At 64.1% G+C, this 14,216-nt stretch carries 15 protein-coding genes; 8 read left to right on the top strand and 7 right to left on the bottom strand.

The genetic code is table 11. The features are described from left to right. Positions 1-159 precede the first annotated feature (159 nt). The 3 genes from CVS48_RS11415 (at position 160) to CVS48_RS11425 (ending at position 3,036) form a co-directional block, all read left to right on the top strand. Positions 160-1,116, top strand: coding sequence for a glycosyltransferase family 9 protein (locus CVS48_RS11415; RefSeq protein ID WP_100857603.1), 957 nt, complete (start codon positions 160-162; stop codon positions 1,114-1,116). Further along, positions 1,091-2,248 (top strand): glycosyltransferase family 4 protein, encoded by a 1,158-nt coding sequence (locus CVS48_RS11420; RefSeq protein WP_100854553.1) that lies wholly within the window; start codon positions 1,091-1,093, stop codon positions 2,246-2,248. Before CVS48_RS11415 ends, CVS48_RS11420 begins: the two co-directional genes overlap by 26 nt. 62 nt (positions 2,249-2,310) lie before the next feature. Further along, entirely contained in the window at positions 2,311-3,036 is a 726-nt protein-coding gene (locus CVS48_RS11425) for an alpha/beta hydrolase (RefSeq protein ID WP_100854554.1), read from the top strand. Here the strand turns inward: CVS48_RS11425 and CVS48_RS11430 are convergent. The 4 genes from CVS48_RS11430 to CVS48_RS11445 form a co-directional block, all read right to left on the bottom strand. After that, positions 3,026-3,343 carry an NIPSNAP family protein gene (locus tag CVS48_RS11430; protein WP_100854555.1) on the bottom strand — a complete coding sequence of 106 codons (318 nt, stop codon included), beginning with the start codon at positions 3,341-3,343 and terminating at the stop codon, positions 3,026-3,028. The two genes, CVS48_RS11425 and CVS48_RS11430, sit on opposite strands and share 11 nt — an antisense overlap. 36 nt (positions 3,344-3,379) lie before the next feature. Beyond that, positions 3,380-4,372, bottom strand: coding sequence for a Bug family tripartite tricarboxylate transporter substrate binding protein (locus tag CVS48_RS11435; RefSeq protein WP_100854556.1), 993 nt, complete (start codon positions 4,370-4,372; stop codon positions 3,380-3,382). Positions 4,373-4,456: 84 nt separating this feature from the next. Continuing rightward, complete coding sequence (locus tag CVS48_RS11440) at positions 4,457-6,142, bottom strand: thiamine pyrophosphate-binding protein (protein WP_100854557.1); 1,686 nt, start codon at positions 6,140-6,142, stop codon at positions 4,457-4,459. Positions 6,143-6,270: 128 nt separating this feature from the next. Beyond that, the gene (locus tag CVS48_RS11445; protein WP_100854558.1) at positions 6,271-7,170 is read right to left on the bottom strand and encodes a helix-turn-helix domain-containing protein; all 900 of its coding nucleotides are present in this window, start codon (positions 7,168-7,170) and stop codon (positions 6,271-6,273) included. A 157-nt stretch (positions 7,171-7,327) separates the two neighbouring features. Between CVS48_RS11445 and CVS48_RS11450 the strand changes: the two genes are divergently transcribed. Continuing rightward, positions 7,328-7,594 carry a CopG family ribbon-helix-helix protein gene (locus tag CVS48_RS11450; RefSeq protein ID WP_100854559.1) on the top strand — a complete coding sequence of 89 codons (267 nt, stop codon included), beginning with the start codon at positions 7,328-7,330 and terminating at the stop codon, positions 7,592-7,594. Continuing rightward, on the top strand, positions 7,594-7,869 hold the full coding sequence (locus CVS48_RS11455) for a type II toxin-antitoxin system RelE/ParE family toxin (RefSeq protein ID WP_100854560.1): 276 nt from the start codon (positions 7,594-7,596) through the stop codon (positions 7,867-7,869). Before CVS48_RS11450 ends, CVS48_RS11455 begins: the two co-directional genes overlap by 1 nt. A gap of 115 nt (positions 7,870-7,984) precedes the next feature. Here the strand turns inward: CVS48_RS11455 and CVS48_RS11460 are convergent, their stop codons facing one another. After that, positions 7,985-9,034, bottom strand: a complete 1,050-nt coding sequence (locus CVS48_RS11460; RefSeq protein WP_100854561.1) for an alpha/beta fold hydrolase — start codon at positions 9,032-9,034, stop codon at positions 7,985-7,987. Between the two features lie 295 nt (positions 9,035-9,329). Here CVS48_RS11460 and CVS48_RS11465 point away from each other — a divergent pair, with 295 nt between their 5' ends. Together CVS48_RS11465 and CVS48_RS11470 are read left to right on the top strand one after the other, a co-directional pair. Beyond that, the gene (locus CVS48_RS11465; protein ID WP_100854562.1) at positions 9,330-9,956 is read left to right on the top strand and encodes a glutathione S-transferase family protein; all 627 of its coding nucleotides are present in this window, start codon (positions 9,330-9,332) and stop codon (positions 9,954-9,956) included. 109 nt (positions 9,957-10,065) lie between these two features. Continuing rightward, complete coding sequence (locus CVS48_RS11470) at positions 10,066-11,376, top strand: MFS transporter (protein WP_100854563.1); 1,311 nt, start codon at positions 10,066-10,068, stop codon at positions 11,374-11,376. 19 nt (positions 11,377-11,395) lie between these two features. Here the strand turns inward: CVS48_RS11470 and CVS48_RS11475 are convergent, their stop codons facing one another. Then, complete coding sequence (locus tag CVS48_RS11475) at positions 11,396-12,409, bottom strand: helix-turn-helix domain-containing protein (protein ID WP_100854564.1); 1,014 nt, start codon at positions 12,407-12,409, stop codon at positions 11,396-11,398. A 193-nt stretch (positions 12,410-12,602) separates the two neighbouring features. Here CVS48_RS11475 and CVS48_RS11480 point away from each other — a divergent pair, with 193 nt between their 5' ends. Continuing rightward, on the top strand, positions 12,603-13,373 hold the full coding sequence (locus tag CVS48_RS11480) for an aldolase (RefSeq protein WP_100854565.1): 771 nt from the start codon (positions 12,603-12,605) through the stop codon (positions 13,371-13,373). 82 nt (positions 13,374-13,455) lie between these two features. Here CVS48_RS11480 and CVS48_RS11485 read toward each other — a convergent pair whose 3' ends face one another. Then, positions 13,456-14,214 carry a SapC family protein gene (locus CVS48_RS11485; RefSeq protein WP_100854566.1) on the bottom strand — a complete coding sequence of 253 codons (759 nt, stop codon included), beginning with the start codon at positions 14,212-14,214 and terminating at the stop codon, positions 13,456-13,458. Positions 14,215-14,216 lie beyond the last annotated feature (2 nt).

The following is a 14,216-nucleotide window of genomic DNA, read 5'->3' on the forward strand; positions in this document are numbered from 1 at the left end:
GCGGCGATCGCGGGTGCTGCCGTAAATTGTGTAGTTGTATGAAGTGCGCCTGCATGTTTCTTCACAATCGTTAAAGGGAACCCGGAAATTTACCCGGTGCTTCCCGATACATTGCCCGCCAGCGGCCACTTGGCTGCGCTGGCGGGCGGGAGGTCGAAATTGTCGGAAATCGTTGTATATGTCAGAAGCCAGTCCAAGCTCGGCGACCAGATCGTCGCCATGCCGACGCTGTATCAACTGAAGACTTGGTGGCCGTCGCAGGGCATCAGCGTGGTTGCGCGTGATGATGTGGGCGGCTTTTATCGGGCGCTGCCCTGGGTGGATGAGTTTGTGCGCGCGTCGACATTCGGCGATTACCTGCGCAGCTTGAATAAAGACACGCGCCTCTCCGTCAGCCTGCATCACAGCAGCGAGCGTTTCGGTCTGGTCAACCTGCTGCGTCGGCCGCCGATCCGCCTGGGGTTTCGTAATGCACGCCTTAGCGACATGGCGTGGACACATTCCCACCGCAAGAGCCTCGCCGAATACATTGGCCAGGCCAATCTGAGCCTGCTGGCCGCGTACCGTCCGTTCGATCTTGCGCACGCAGCGCGTGCGTGTTTCCAGACGCTGGCGCGTCCGCATCTGCGCACCGTCCAGAGCGCCGATGTGGTGATGATTCCTGGTGGCGGCTCTGGCGCGTTCAAGCGCTGGAGCCTGGCGAACTACCTGCTGTTGGTCGACAAGCTCAAGCGGCAGTTGGGCGACGACACCCGCTTTCTGTTCGTGTTGGGCCGGCAAGAGGACGCGGAACGCGACACCTTGCAGGCCATGCAGCGGCCCGACTTCGCCATTGCCTATTGCCAGCCGATTCCCGAGCTAAGCGCCATCATGCTGCGCGCGCGCCTGGTGGTGGCCAATGACTGCGGCCCCTCGCATATTGCGCAAGGCGCCTGTGTGCCCTATGTCGGAATTTTCAACGAACCGAATCCGGAATGGTTCTGGAATCGGCCAGGCTCGGCCGCTGTCGTTCCGCGCCATCCGGGCGACAGAATCAACGCCGTCACGCCCGATGATGTGCTGGCCGCCTGCCTTAATGTATTGGAGCATCATGCGCATACTGCATACCCTGGCTGAGCCCAGCCTGGGTGGATTGGAATTTCGTACCCTGGAACAGGCAAGCTGGCTGCAAGACCACGGCTACGATGTGGCCATCGCCTCGCCCTCGGGCAGCGCCGTCAGCCACGCAGCGCGCGAGCGCCACCTGACGACCGTGGACATCGACTTCAAGCCGGCGTATTCGCCGTTGACCGTCCTGGCGCTGCGCCGCGCCATCAAGGCCTTGCACATCCAGATCATCGACAGCCATAGCCGCGCCGACGGCAAAACCGCCGCCCTCTGCCGCGACCTGTGCGCGGTTGTTCGAACCCGTCATTTCGCCAAGCCGATGCGCACCTCGCCGCGCCGTCGGCTGGAATGGCACATCGGCTGCGACCACGTCATCGCGACCAGCAACGTCGGCAAGCAGGAACTGCTGGCCGCGCGGCTGATGCGTGAAGATCGGATCAGCGTCGTGGGCGAGTGGGCCGGCGACGAGTTCTTCCGGCCGGCCGGCGAACCGGAAGCGGCCTTGCACATCCGGCGCGACCTGCAAATTCCTGCCGCCAACGAGGCTTACGTCATCGCCACCATCGCGATGCTGCGCCCGGAAAAAGGCCAGGCCGACCTGCTGCGCGCGGTGCAACGCCTGCGTGTCCAAGGGGTGCCCGCCGTGGCCCTGGTCGTGGGCATGGCCACCCCGTCCACTCAGCCCTATGCGTACGAGCTGTACCGCCTGGCGGTGGATCTGGGCATTGCGGAACATGTGGTGTTCGCCGGCCACCGGACCGATGTGCCCGACATGATCCGGGCGGCTGACGTGGTGCTGGTGCCATCGGCCACGGAAGCCTGGTCGCGCATCGTGCCCGAAGCCTTTGCTACGGGCCGGCCTGTCGTGGCCAGCAATGTGGGCGGCTTGCCCGAGATCGTCACGCCCGGCAAGACCGGCTGGCTGGCCGCGCCGAGTGACGTCGCGGGGTATGTCGATTGCATCATGCAAGTGCGAAACCGACCGTGGCATACGCAAGCCATCGTGAGCAACGCCCGTGCATTTGCGGACACGCATTTCCGCTTGGGCGAAAAGATGTTCCGTACGCTTGAGGCATACCGCCGCGCGATGGATCCGAGTCTGCCCGCTGAAGCCTGCCAGGGTGAGGGGGCGTCGGCGTGAATGTTCCCCACGACAATTTACGAGCCGGAAACGGGAAGCGTGGCCGCACGGGGATCCTGCTGGTGCACAGCCTGAGCGGCAGCCCCAAGGAAATGCGCCTGCTGGCGCGCAGCCTGAACCTTCAGGGTTACACGGTGCTGACGGTGACGCTGGCGGGCCATGGCGGCACGCGGGAACACCTGGTGAATACAAGCTGGCTGGATTGGCTGGCCAGCGTGCGGCGTGGGGCAGATCTGCTGGCAAGCCTGGTCGATCGCCTGGTGGTTGGCGGATTCTCGACAGGAGCGGTGCTGGCGCTGGCCCTGGCGCAGGAACGCCCGCTGCACGTGGCGGGTGTGCTGGCCTTGTCGCCCGCTTTCCGACATGACGGCAGGGACATGCCGCGCTATGCCCGGCTGGCCTTCCTGATGCCCGTGCTGCGGGCGCTGGGCATCGGCCAACGCCGCGTGTTTGCAGAACGATCGCTCCAAATGGATCAGCCCGGTACCCCCTGGTGGGCGCTTCCCCAGATGCGAAAGCTGACGGCGTCGGTGTTGCGTCGCATGAACCTGCTGCGGGCGCCTTGCCTGGTCATGCATGCCCGGCACGATGACATCGCGTCCGTGTCGAACGCCTTAGAAATCGTGCATCGGGCATGCAACACGAACGTGTCCTTGCAGTTGCTGGCAGACAGCCCCCACCTGATCACGATGGGTCGCGAGCGCCGCGAAGTGATCGCGCGGGTGGCGGCGTTCGTCAACGGGATTGCCGAGGCGCCGGCGCTTCAGGGGGAGGCGCTCAGGGCTTGAAAAACGCCGTGGGCGTCATGAGCCGGTTGACCTGGCTGATCAGATAGCCGGCGTCGGCGCTCTTGGTCAGGTAGCCGGCCCAGGCGGGATCTTTCTGCAACGCCTGGCGTTTCGCTTCGCGGTCGGCGGCGCTGTCATAGACCCAGATGTGCATGTAGCTGTTCACGTCACCCGTCTCGGTCTGCATGTAGGCCAGGGGCTTGCCCAGGTGGCGGCTTTGCACTTCATAGCCGTGCTCGGCATACAGCGCCAGATGCTTCTTGATGGTGCCGGCGCGGCAGGTGTAGGTACGTACGTCGTAAAGCATGGGGTGTCCTCGATTGGTGTTGCGAAAAATTGATCGTCAGTCGACCGTGGCGCCGGACTGTTTCACCAGCACGCTCCAGCGCTCGACTTCCTGGTTCACGTACTTTTGAAAGGCGGCATGGCCGTCGCCGACGGGGTCGGCGCCCAGCCCTTTCAGCTTGTCCTGCACGGCGGGGTCGGCCACGCCTTGGGTGATGGCGTGCGACAGCTTTTCCACCACGGGTGCGGGTGTGGCCGCGGGCACGAAGAGGCCGAACCAGGAACGGGCGTTCATGGCCGGGTAGGCCGTCTCGGAGAACGCCGGCACGTTGGGCAGCGCGGCGTGGCGCTGCTGGCCCGTCACGGCGATGGGCGTCAGGCGGCCGGCCTGCACCTGCGACAGCACTTCCGGCAGGTTCGCGAACATGATCTGCACCTGGCCACCCATCAGGTCATTGAGCGCTTGCGCGCCGCCTTTGTAGGGCACATGCGTCATCTGCGCGCCAGCCAGCGAATTGAACTGGGCGCCCGCCAGGTGCGATGCCGTGCCGGTGCCGCCCGAGGCGTAGTTCACGCGGTTGCCGTTGGCCTTGGCATAGGCGGCCAGCTCTGCGGGCGTCTTGGCCGGTACCGACGGGTTCACCACCAGCAGCAAGGGCACCGACGCCAGGTTCGACAGGCCAGCGAAGTCGCCCGTCAGGCTGTAGTCTAGCTTGTGATAAAGCGTGGAATTGATGGCGTGGCTGGACGTGGCCATCAGCAGGGTGTAGCCGTCGGGTTCGGCGCGCGCCGCCATGACGGCGCCGATGTTGCCGTTGGCGCCGGCCTTGTTCTCCACCACCACCGGCTGGCCCAGGCGCGTGGACATGGACTGCGCCACGGTGCGCGCGATCACGTCGGTGGCGCCGCCCGCGGCAAAGGGCACGATGATGCGCAGGGGGCGTTCGGGATAATCGGCGGCCGATGCCGCGAACGATGTGGCGACTAGGGTCGCGGCAGCCAGCATCGCGGTCATGGCCAGTCGCCGCGGGGTGCGCAGGGGGGTATTCATAGTCTCTCTCCAGGTGTGGATATTTTTTATGTGTGCGCCGCGCGCCGTGCTTGCGGCCGGCGCGCGGCAATCCGATCCTGAACGTCAGGATGCGGCAAGCCGCGCCTTTTCGCGCAAGCTGGTCAGGGTGGCCCGAGGCGTGATCACCTCGGGGTCCAGACTGAGTTCGATCAAATACGGCGACCCGCTATCCAGCGCGCGCGCCAAGGCGGGCGCGAAGCCTTCGTGGCTGTCCACTCGCTCGGCGGGCACGCCGAACGATTCCGCGTAGGCCACGAAGTCGGGGTTGCAGAGGTCCGTGCCGATGGTCCGGCCCGGGTAGTGCACTTCCTGGTGCATGCGGATCGTGCCGTACATGCCGTTGTTGAACACAATGAAGACGATGGCCAGACGGTGCTGCTTGGCGGTGGCCAGCTCCTGCGAGGTCATCAGAAAGCAGCCGTCGCCGGCCAGGCACACTACCTGCCGTTCGGGGTGGCGCAGCTTGGCCGCAATGGCGGCGGGCACGCCGTAGCCCATGGCGCCGCTGGTGGGCGCAAGCTGGGTGCGGGGATGGCTGAAACGGTAGTAGCGATGCGCCCAGGCGCTGTAGTTGCCCGCGCCGTTGGTGAGGATGGCGCGCGCATCCAAGCCTTCGCGCAGGGCGACGATGACACGTGCCGGGTCCATGCGCAGCGCGGTGGCGGGCGGTTCGGTGTAGCGCAGGTAGCTCTGCCGCAGTTCGTCGAGCCAGCCGCGCCACGGGGCCGCGTCCAGCGGGTCCAGTGCGGCGGCCGCGTCCGCGAAGGCGTCCAGGCCCGACGGTATTTTCACGGTGGGCTGATACACCCGGCCCAGCTCTTCCGGGCTGGCCAGCACATGAATCAGCGTCTGCTTGGGCACGGGAGATTGCAGCAGCGTATAGCCGCCCGTCACCATTTCGCCCAGGCGCGCGCCCACCGCCAGGATCACGTCGGCGCGGCGCACGGCCTCGGCCAGTTCCGGATTGACGCCGATGCCCACTTCGCCCACGTATTGCGGATGGTGGTTGTCGTACAGGTCTTGCCGGCGGAACGAGCACGCCACGGGCAGTCCGTTCCGGCTGGCAAAGCGGGCCAGGCTGTCCAGGCCCGCGCTGCTCCAGCCCGAACCACCCACGATCATCAGCGGCCGCCGTGCGCCGGCCAGCAGGGCGCGCATGTCGGCCATCGCATCGGGCGCCGGGTGCGCCTGCGGAAACTGAATCGTCCCGCAGTCCTGGGGCGCGGCCAACTCGGTCAGCATGTCCTCGGGCAGCGCCAGCACCACGGGGCCAGGCCGGCCCGACATCGCCACCGAGAACGCGCGGTTCATGTATTCGGTGACGCGCGCGGCGCTGTCGATCTGCGCCACCCATTTGCTGAACTGCCCGAACATGCGCCGGTAGTCGATTTCCTGAAACGCCTCGCGCTCCACCATGTCGTTACCCACCTGGCCCACCAGCACGATAAGCGGCGTGGAATCCTGAAACGCCGTCTGCACGCCGATGCTGGCATTGGTGGCGCCGGGCCCGCGCGTGACCATGCAGATGCCCGGCCGGCCCGTCAGCTTGCCGTGCGCTTCGGCCATGAATGAGGCCGCGCCTTCGTGGCGGCAGGACACCAGGCGGATGCGCTCGCGTTCCGTGTACAGCGCGTTCAGCACGTCCAGATAGCTTTCGCCGGGCACGCCGAATACCGTGTCCACGCCGTGTTCCAGCAGCGCGCGCACCACATGCTGGCCGCCCGTCATCAATTGGGGAGTGTCGTTCATCGCAGTTTCAATCAGGCCGCTAGGCGGCGGGTTGGGTCTGGATGAACTGTACGCAGCCCGGCGCCGGGCGCGTTAGGACAGATCAGAGCTTGTATTGCACTTTTTCGCGGATCCGTCCTGCGCGGTCGTCAGCCGATGGGGCGGTCGTACTTCTTGCGGAAATCACCGGCGGTGCTGCCGGTGTGCTTCTTGAAGAAGCGTGCGAAGTAGGAGGGGTCTTCGAAGTTAAGCTGGAACGCGATTTCGTTGATGCTCAAGCCCGTGTTGCTGAGCAGGCGCTTGGCCTCAAGCGCAATGCGCTCCTGCACCAGTTGGCTGGCGGTGCGCCCCACGCTGCGCTTGACGGCCTCGTTGAGCTGGCGTTCGCTGACGCACAGCGCGTCCGCGTATTGGCGGATGGCGCTGAATTCCAGATAGTGTTCCTCGATCAGCATGGTGAAGCGCTTGGTCAGCGAATAGCTGGGGCCGGCGGCCGTCTCGCGTTCGTCGGCCGGGTAGAGGCGGCGCAACTGCGTCAGCAGGATCAGCAGGTAAGAGCGCACCACGTCGAAGCGCCCGGTCTGGCGGTCGCGCGTTTCGCGTTCGATTTCGTTCAGCAGCGGCAGCATGCCGTCGTGCTGCTCGCGCGACAGATAAATGGCGGGCGAGCCGCCCGCCAGATGGAAGAAGGGAAACTTGGCGATGTCGTCCGCGCGCGGGAACATGTGCGCGAAGAAGTCCGTACTGATGTTCAGCACGTAGCCGCGCGGCTTCACGGAAGAGGTCCAGGCGTGGATCTGGCCGGGCGACAGGAAAAATACCGAGTGGTCGCGCACCTCGTGCTGCTCGAAGTCCAGCATGTGGGTGCCGCTGGCCTCGCTCATCCAGAGCAGATGGTAGTAGTTGTGCCGGTGCAGGAAGCCGCGCGGAATATCGTCGCGGTCCTGCAGGCGCACCAGATCGAAATAGAACGACCCCTCGCCCGAGAAATCGGAGGTTTCAAAGGTGGGAAACGGTGCCGGGAAGGGCGTGGGTGTGCCTGCGGACAAGCGGGAGTCTCCTGGATGGCGCGCGGGGGGGCGGCTCTGTTTTTTTGCCATGATAAAGGCAAAAAGCGTACAGTCTGCCTATTCGATTCAAATCTAATCATCACGATTAAAGTTAAATCGGATCCTATCCGCATGGCCGTACTCAAGGAGGTAGAAGATGCCCGTAGCCACCAAGGTGCTGACCGCACACGTGCCGCTCCCGCTGGCCGAGAAGGTAGATCAGATGGCTGCTCGTCTTGAACGCTCGCGCGGCTGGATCATGAAGCAGGCGCTTTCCGCTTGGATCGCACAAGAGGAAGAACGCGATCGACTTACCCAGGAAGCGCTGGCTGATGTCGAGGCCGGTCGCGTGGTTGACCACCAGGCCGTGCAAGCGTGGGCAGAAAGTCTGGGTACCGACAAGCCGTTGCCGGTACCCCGCTGATGGAACTGAAATGGACCAGCAAGGCGCTTTCCGATCTGGCGCCCTTGTATGAATTCCTGGCCCCGGCGAATGCGCCCGCAGCCGCGCGCGCGGTCCAGGCGCTGGTAAAAGCGCCCGGCATATTGCTGACCCATCCCCGTATTGGCGAACAGCTATTCCAGTTCGAACCGCGAGAGGTTCGAAAAATACTCGTCGGGCAGTTTGAGGTGCGCTACGAAATTCAGGGTTCGATCATCTACGTGTTGCGGCTGTGGCACAGCCGAGAGGAACGCTGACACGTCAGAAGCGATTGACGGCTGTGTTCACCGCAGCGCGAACCAATCGCCATACAGGCTGCACGTGAGACGGGTGATCAACGCCGGGCCAAGAAACGGCCCGGCGCCCGTCACATCAGCGTCCCGCCACCTGAAGCACGGCCTCCGCAAACGCCTGCGGCGCCTCTTGCGGCAGGTTGTGGCCGATGCCGCCGGTGATGGTGCGGTGCTGGTATTTGCCGGTGAACTGCTTGGCGTAGGCGGCAGGGGGCGGATGCGGCGCGCCGTTGGCGTCGCCTTCCAGGGTGATCGTCGGCACGCTGATCTTCGGTGCCGCCGCCAGGCGCTTTTCCAGCTCGTCGTACTGCGCTTCGCCTTCGGCCAATGCCAGGCGCCAGCGGTAGTTATGGATGACGACCGCCACATGATCCGGGTTGTCGAATGACCGGGCCGAACGCTGATAGGTGGCGTCGTCGAACTTCCATTGGGGCGACGCCAGTTGCCAGATCAGCTTGTTGAAGCCGTCGCGGTTGGCGGCGTAGCCCGCCGCGCCGCGTTCGGTGGCGAAGTAGAACTGATACCACCACTGGAATTCCGCCTGCGGGGGCAGCGGCTTGCGGTTGCCCTCCTGGCTGCCGATCAGGTAGCCGCTGACCGAGACCAGCGCCTGGCAGCGTTCGGGCCACAGCGCGGCCATGATGTCGGCGGTGCGCGCACCCCAATCGAATCCGGCGATGACCGCGCGTTCGATCTTCAACGCATCCATCAGTGCAATGACGTCGACGGCAATGGCCGCCTGTTGGCCATTGCGGGGCGTGTCCGACGACAGGAAGCGGGTGGACCCATAGCCGCGCAGATAGGGAATGATCACGCGGTAGCCGGCGGTGGTAAGCCGGGGCGCCACGTCGGCGAAGGCGTGAATATCGTAGGGCCAGCCGTGCAGCAGGACGGCGACGGGGCCGTTGGCCGGGCCTACGTCTACATAGCCCACATCAAGCGTGCCGGCGCGGATCTGGCGGATATCGCTGAATGGCGTGGCGCTGCCGCCGCCTGCGGTGTTCGAGGATGGGGATGTTGCCTTGGCCAAAGCGCTGCCGCTTGCGGCAAGGTTCAGCAGACTGGCGGCAGCCAGCGTCGAGGTCGTGGCTAGCAGGCGGCGGCGCTGCGGGTCGATGGGGTTCGTCATCGTGAAAGCTCCATAAAAGTTCGCGGGGTTGGGCTTGCTGCGAACGATTTATAGGGGCTGCGCGATGGCGTTGGGTGTCGGAATGTATTGTCCCTGGGGGTGGATACAGTGCCATGCAAAACGGGGGGATCCGCTCCTCGGCGCACCGGGTGACGAAGCCGCAGCCTGTCGCTTCTGGTCAATCCCCGTGCGCGTGCCGTCAATTCAGCCCGAGCGGGCGCCCCTAACATTCCCTGCATCCTTCCCCGCATGCTTCCCGTGCAGGTTACCGACCAGGCGCCACGCCCCGCTCCCCATGATCACGCTCTACGACCATCCTCGATCCGGCAACTGCTACAAGGTGCGCCTCTTTCTGTCCCTGATCAATTTGCCCTATCGGCGGGAATTCATCGATGTGCTGGCGCGCAAGAACCAGACCGACGCGTTTGAACGCATTAGCGCGTGGCGGCAAGTGCCGGCGATCGACGACGACGGCCTGGCGGTTTGGGACAGCCACGCGATTCTGCTTTACCTGGCGCAGAAGCACGCCCCGCAATGGCTGGCGCCGCTTCCTCATAGCGCGCAGATGGTCTCATGGATATCGGTGTCGGCAAACGAGATTGCCAACAGCTTGCAGCCGCTGCGCCTGACCAAGGTGGTGAGCCTTGCCGAGGCCGCCCATCACCTGGGCGTGAGCGAAGCCATGCTTGATTTGAACGGGCTGCAACAGCGGACCGATCGGTTGCTGAAGCTGATCGAAAAGCGCCTTGACGCAAGCCCTTGGCTGGCGACTGTACCCAGCGTCGCGGATATCGCCTGCTATGGCTATCTGGCGTTGGCCGAAGAGGCCGAGATTGATGTGAACGCCTATCCCGCGATATCGGCCTGGCGTCGTCGTATCGAAGCACTGCCGGGCTATGTCGCGCCCGGGCAGGTGACGTAAGCAGAGTAGGCAGTGGAAAGCCGAAGCGGCACACCGAAGCGGCACAACTAAGCGGCACACATAAACGCAATACGCCGCGCCACAACAAACAACACACTGGGGAAAAAACATGGAAGCGATCTCTCGACCGGACGTGAATGTGGGGGCTGGAAAAAAGCCGAACCTGCTTCGAATATCCGTGGCGACCGTGGTGGGTACGGCCGTCGAAGCGTTTGATTTTCTAGCCTATGGCACGGCCGCGGCGCTGGTTTTCAATAAGCTGTTCTTTCCGCAGTTCGACCCCTTGACCGGCACGCTGGCCGCGTTTGCCGCCTTTGCCAGCGGCATGCTTGCGCGCCCCGTCGGCGGGATCCTGTTCGGGCACTTTGGGGATCGCATCGGGCGCAAGTCCATGTTGACGCTGAGCCTGCTGATGATGGGCATCTGTACGGTGCTGATCGGCTTGCTACCCACGTATGAACAAATTGGCGTGTGGGCGCCGATCTTGCTGGTGGCGCTACGCATCGGGCAAGGTTTGTCGTTTGGCGGCGAGCTGGGTGGCGCCATGCTGATGGCGGTGGAACACGCGCCGCCACGCTGGCGGGGGTTCTTTGGCAGCCTGCCGTTGGTCGGGTCGCCGCTGGGCATTTTGCTGTCGGTGGGCGCGTTTGCCTTGGTCACGCGGCTGCCTGAAGAAGACTTCCTGTCCTGGGGCTGGCGCCTGCCGTTCCTTGCCAGCGCGGTGCTGATCGTGGTCGGCATATTGATACGCCGAGGCATCGATGAATCGCCCGATTTTGCTCGCGTCAAATCCGAGCAAACCCAGGTCAAGCTGCCCGTGGCGGAATTGCTCAGCAAGCATGGCAAGGCGCTCTTGCTGTGTGTGGGTTGCAAGCTGGCCGAAGTGACGCTGATCTACACCTTCCTGGTCTTCTCCGTGTCGTACGCGGTGTCCACGCTGGGCTTTAACCGGTCGGACGCGCTGCAAGCGCTGCTGTACGGCGCGGCGGTGATGACGTTCACCATTCCCTTGTTCGGCATATTGGGCGACCGCTATGGCGCCCGGCGCGTGTGCGGCTGGGGCGGGCTGTTGCTGGGCGTGATGGCCATCCCCATCTTCATGGCCGTGGGCAGTGGCTCGCTGCTGGCCTACAGCGTGGCGGCGTTTGTGGCCATGGCCTTGAATTACGCGATGATGATTGCACCGCAATCCAGCTTGTATGCCGCGCAGTTTCCGCCGGAGTTACGGTACTCGGGCTTGTCGATCGGCGTACAGTTTTCCGCGGCAATCGGCGGTGGATTGGCGCCGATGGTGTCGGCGATGTTGGTGGCGCGCTTTGACAGCATTGTGCCCGTGGGCGGATACCTGGCCGTGCTGGGCGTTATTGCGGGCACGTCGGCATTCTTGATGAAGCCCACCCCGGCACGGCGCGCTTCTTGAGCCGCTCTCGGCCCGCCCGCTACTTTTGCGCCAGCACCGACGCGCGATATTTGTTGGGCGGGCTGCCGAAGCGTTGCTGAAAGCAGCGGCTGAAATGGCTGGCATCTTGAAAGCCACAGGACAGCGCAATGTCCTTGACCGCCACATGGGCCTTGCACGGATCAACCAGCGCCGTGCGGGCCAGTTCCAACCGGCGCTCGCGCACGTACTGGCCGTACTGAATGCCGCGTATCTGGAACAGGCGATGCACCCAGCGGCTGGACGCCCGTAACGCCCGCGCTACCGCCGCAACGGACAAGTCACTATCGACAATGTGCGTGTCCACGTAGCTGGTGATTGCCTGCCAGCTTTCGATGGGGCCACGTTCGGTGGAGGGCAGTTGCTCCAGCGCCTGGCTGGTGTAGATGGCCGCAAGCAAAGAGATCAGCGCCTGCTCGGCAAACATGCTGGACGTGGGGCTGACCGTGTCGGCTTGCTCGAAAAAAACATGGCCCAAACACTGATGCGCAGTGCGCACCATCGGCAGCGTCGATGCCGCGCGCTGGGCGGTGAACTGCGAGATGTCCTGCAAGTGCATGCCCAGCAGATTCAGCAACGAACCCTTGATCACGACCAGCCTGGAATCCGTCAGCATGCGCACTTCAGAAGGCAGTGCAGTCGTACGAAAAATGATGTCACCGGTTTCCACGGGCAGGCTCGCGCCGTTCTGGCTGATGGTGCCGTGTCCTTCGATGATGAAGCTGGCCAGGAACTCCGCCCGCATCGCGTCGGCAGCGTGTTCGGCGCGGTGCTGGACCCGCATGGGGGTGGACTCCAGGTTCACGGCCAAGCCGCCCGCGCGCAAGCGGCAAGCCTGCAAATGCAGGCGCGGTTGCAGGGTAAGCGGCAGGAAATCACCCGGCAGCACCAGCTTGTCCAACTGGGCTTGATAGCCGGACAGTTCGGTCTCATAAAAGGGACGAAAACGGGGGGCGAAGTTCAGGTCCGGTTCCTGCTGGGAGGCAGCAGGCGGAAGCGATTGGGCAACGTGCATATGGATGGACCCGACTTTCAGCGCGAGCCCAGTGCCCGCAAAATCAAAATCATTGTATCGACGCGGATCGCCCGCGTACCTGCCGTTTACCCTAGGCCGTGTCACTCTCGGACAAGCGCTGTGCGGTTGGGGTCAATGGCGTGGAAGCCGCCGCAAGATGTAATGGCAGTGTTGTGCCACGAGGCATTAGGAGATGGGTGTGGATGACAAGAAACTACAGTCCGATGCGTTCTTCAAGCGGTCGGCTGACAAGCTGGATTTCGGCAACTGGAATGTGCGGGAGAAGATCGCGCTAAGTTGCCGGATCCTGGCCAGGGAAGGGCACTCCGAGACCCTGGCGGGGCAGATCACGGTGAAGAACGATGACGGCTCCTTCTACACCACGGCGCTGGCCCAGGCGTTTGATGAGATCCGGCCCGACACGGTCATCCGTATCAACGACAACATGGACGTGCTGGAAGGAGAGGGCACGCCCAATCCCGCCGTGCGCTTTCATTTCTGGGTCTATCGCAACCGGCCGGACGTGCGCTGCATCGTGCACACGCATCCGCCTTATGTATCGACGCTGGCCATGACCGGCCGCCCGCTGGTGGTGTCGCACATGGACGCCACGCCGTTTCATAACGACTGTGCGCATCTGAAGGAATGGCCGGGCTTGCCGATTGCCGATCAGGAAGGCGAAATCATTTCCGCCGCCTTGGGGGAAAAGCGATGTGTGCTGCTGGCCAACCATGGCTTTCTGGCGGCGACCAGCTCGGTGGAAGAAACTTTGTATCTGTCGGTACTGATCGAGCGCGCCGCGCGGAATCAGTTGCTGGCGGCTGCCGCGTACGGTGAAGTGAAGCCGGTGGATGATGCGCTGGCGGCGGAGTCGCACGACTTTCTGCTCAAGCCCAGCATCGTGCGCGCCAGCTTTGCGATGTTTGCGCGCCGGATTGAACGGCAAGACCCCGCACAGGCATAAGCACGGGCACAACCTAAGACCCGCCACAAAACAAAAAGGCCGGCTCCCCAAAAGGGCCGGCCTTTCTCATCCGCGTCGCAAATTACGCTTCGGCGGACGTTTCCTCAACCGCAGCCACCGCCTGCACCTGATTGATCAGGGCGGGCCAGGTATTGATCGACAGCAGATGGCAGTACACCAGCGGCAGCCAGCCGTTGGCGCGCCAGCGCAGGAACTCTTCGTCCGACAGCTTGTTGAACTTGGCTTCGTCGATCACCTTGAAGCCGGACATGGCCAGGCGCTGGCCGTCGGGCAGGGTGATGTCGGCGCGGTTCTCAACCAGCAGGTCGGCGGCGGCCAGGGCCTGCGCGAACTCCATCGTGTAGGCGTGCTGGTTCTGGTAGTCGCGGCAGAATTCCAGCGCGCTGCGGGCCAGGTCGGTGGGCTCGCCGGCCTCGTCGAAGAACGGGTTGTCGCGGCCTTCGACCACCGATGCGGCCTTCTCGTCGACGCACAGCGTGAACTGGCTGCGGTCTTCGTTTTCCATGAATATGAAGGGATAGCGGCGGATGTAGGCCGGGATGTAGGTGCCGGCGCGCCATTGGCCGTCGGCGTCGACGAACAGGTTTTCCTGGCCGCGCACACCCAGCACTGCGACGGGCGTGGGCTGCTCACCGTCGGTGAAGACGATGGGGAAATGGCGGCACGCGGTGGGCAGCTCGGTGGCAACCAGCGGCACCGCGTTGGTGTTGGCGGCATAGGCAAAGCCCGTGTTGCCGGCCAGCGACAGGTTGGCGTGCACGCCGGCCGCCAGGGGGCGGGGTTGTTCGTAGAACAGGGGAAGCGAAGTCTGCGTAGTCATGG

It is taken from the genome of Achromobacter spanius (assembly GCF_002812705.1).
In the GTDB taxonomy this organism is placed as follows: Bacteria; Pseudomonadota; Gammaproteobacteria; order Burkholderiales; family Burkholderiaceae_B; genus Achromobacter; species Achromobacter spanius.

Excerpts from the sequence above, each read along its gene's own strand:
- CVS48_RS11420 (WP_100854553.1), top strand. The coding sequence starts at position 1,091 with ATGCGCATACTGCATACCCTGGCTGAGCCCAGCCTGGGTGGATTGGAA.
- CVS48_RS11430 (WP_100854555.1), bottom strand. The coding sequence starts at position 3,343 with ATGCTTTACGACGTACGTACCTACACCTGCCGCGCCGGCACCATCAAG.
- CVS48_RS11435 (WP_100854556.1), bottom strand. The coding sequence starts at position 4,372 with ATGAATACCCCCCTGCGCACCCCGCGGCGACTGGCCATGACCGCGATG.
- CVS48_RS11440 (WP_100854557.1), bottom strand. The coding sequence starts at position 6,142 with ATGAACGACACTCCCCAATTGATGACGGGCGGCCAGCATGTGGTGCGC.
- CVS48_RS11450 (WP_100854559.1), top strand. The coding sequence starts at position 7,328 with ATGCCCGTAGCCACCAAGGTGCTGACCGCACACGTGCCGCTCCCGCTG.
- CVS48_RS11455 (WP_100854560.1), top strand. The coding sequence starts at position 7,594 with ATGGAACTGAAATGGACCAGCAAGGCGCTTTCCGATCTGGCGCCCTTG.
- CVS48_RS11460 (WP_100854561.1), bottom strand. The coding sequence starts at position 9,034 with ATGACGAACCCCATCGACCCGCAGCGCCGCCGCCTGCTAGCCACGACC.
- CVS48_RS11465 (WP_100854562.1), top strand. The coding sequence starts at position 9,330 with ATGATCACGCTCTACGACCATCCTCGATCCGGCAACTGCTACAAGGTG.
- CVS48_RS11470 (WP_100854563.1), top strand. The coding sequence starts at position 10,066 with ATGGAAGCGATCTCTCGACCGGACGTGAATGTGGGGGCTGGAAAAAAG.
- CVS48_RS11475 (WP_100854564.1), bottom strand. The coding sequence starts at position 12,409 with ATGCACGTTGCCCAATCGCTTCCGCCTGCTGCCTCCCAGCAGGAACCG.
- CVS48_RS11480 (WP_100854565.1), top strand. The coding sequence starts at position 12,603 with ATGGGTGTGGATGACAAGAAACTACAGTCCGATGCGTTCTTCAAGCGG.
- CVS48_RS11485 (WP_100854566.1), bottom strand. The coding sequence starts at position 14,214 with ATGACTACGCAGACTTCGCTTCCCCTGTTCTACGAACAACCCCGCCCC.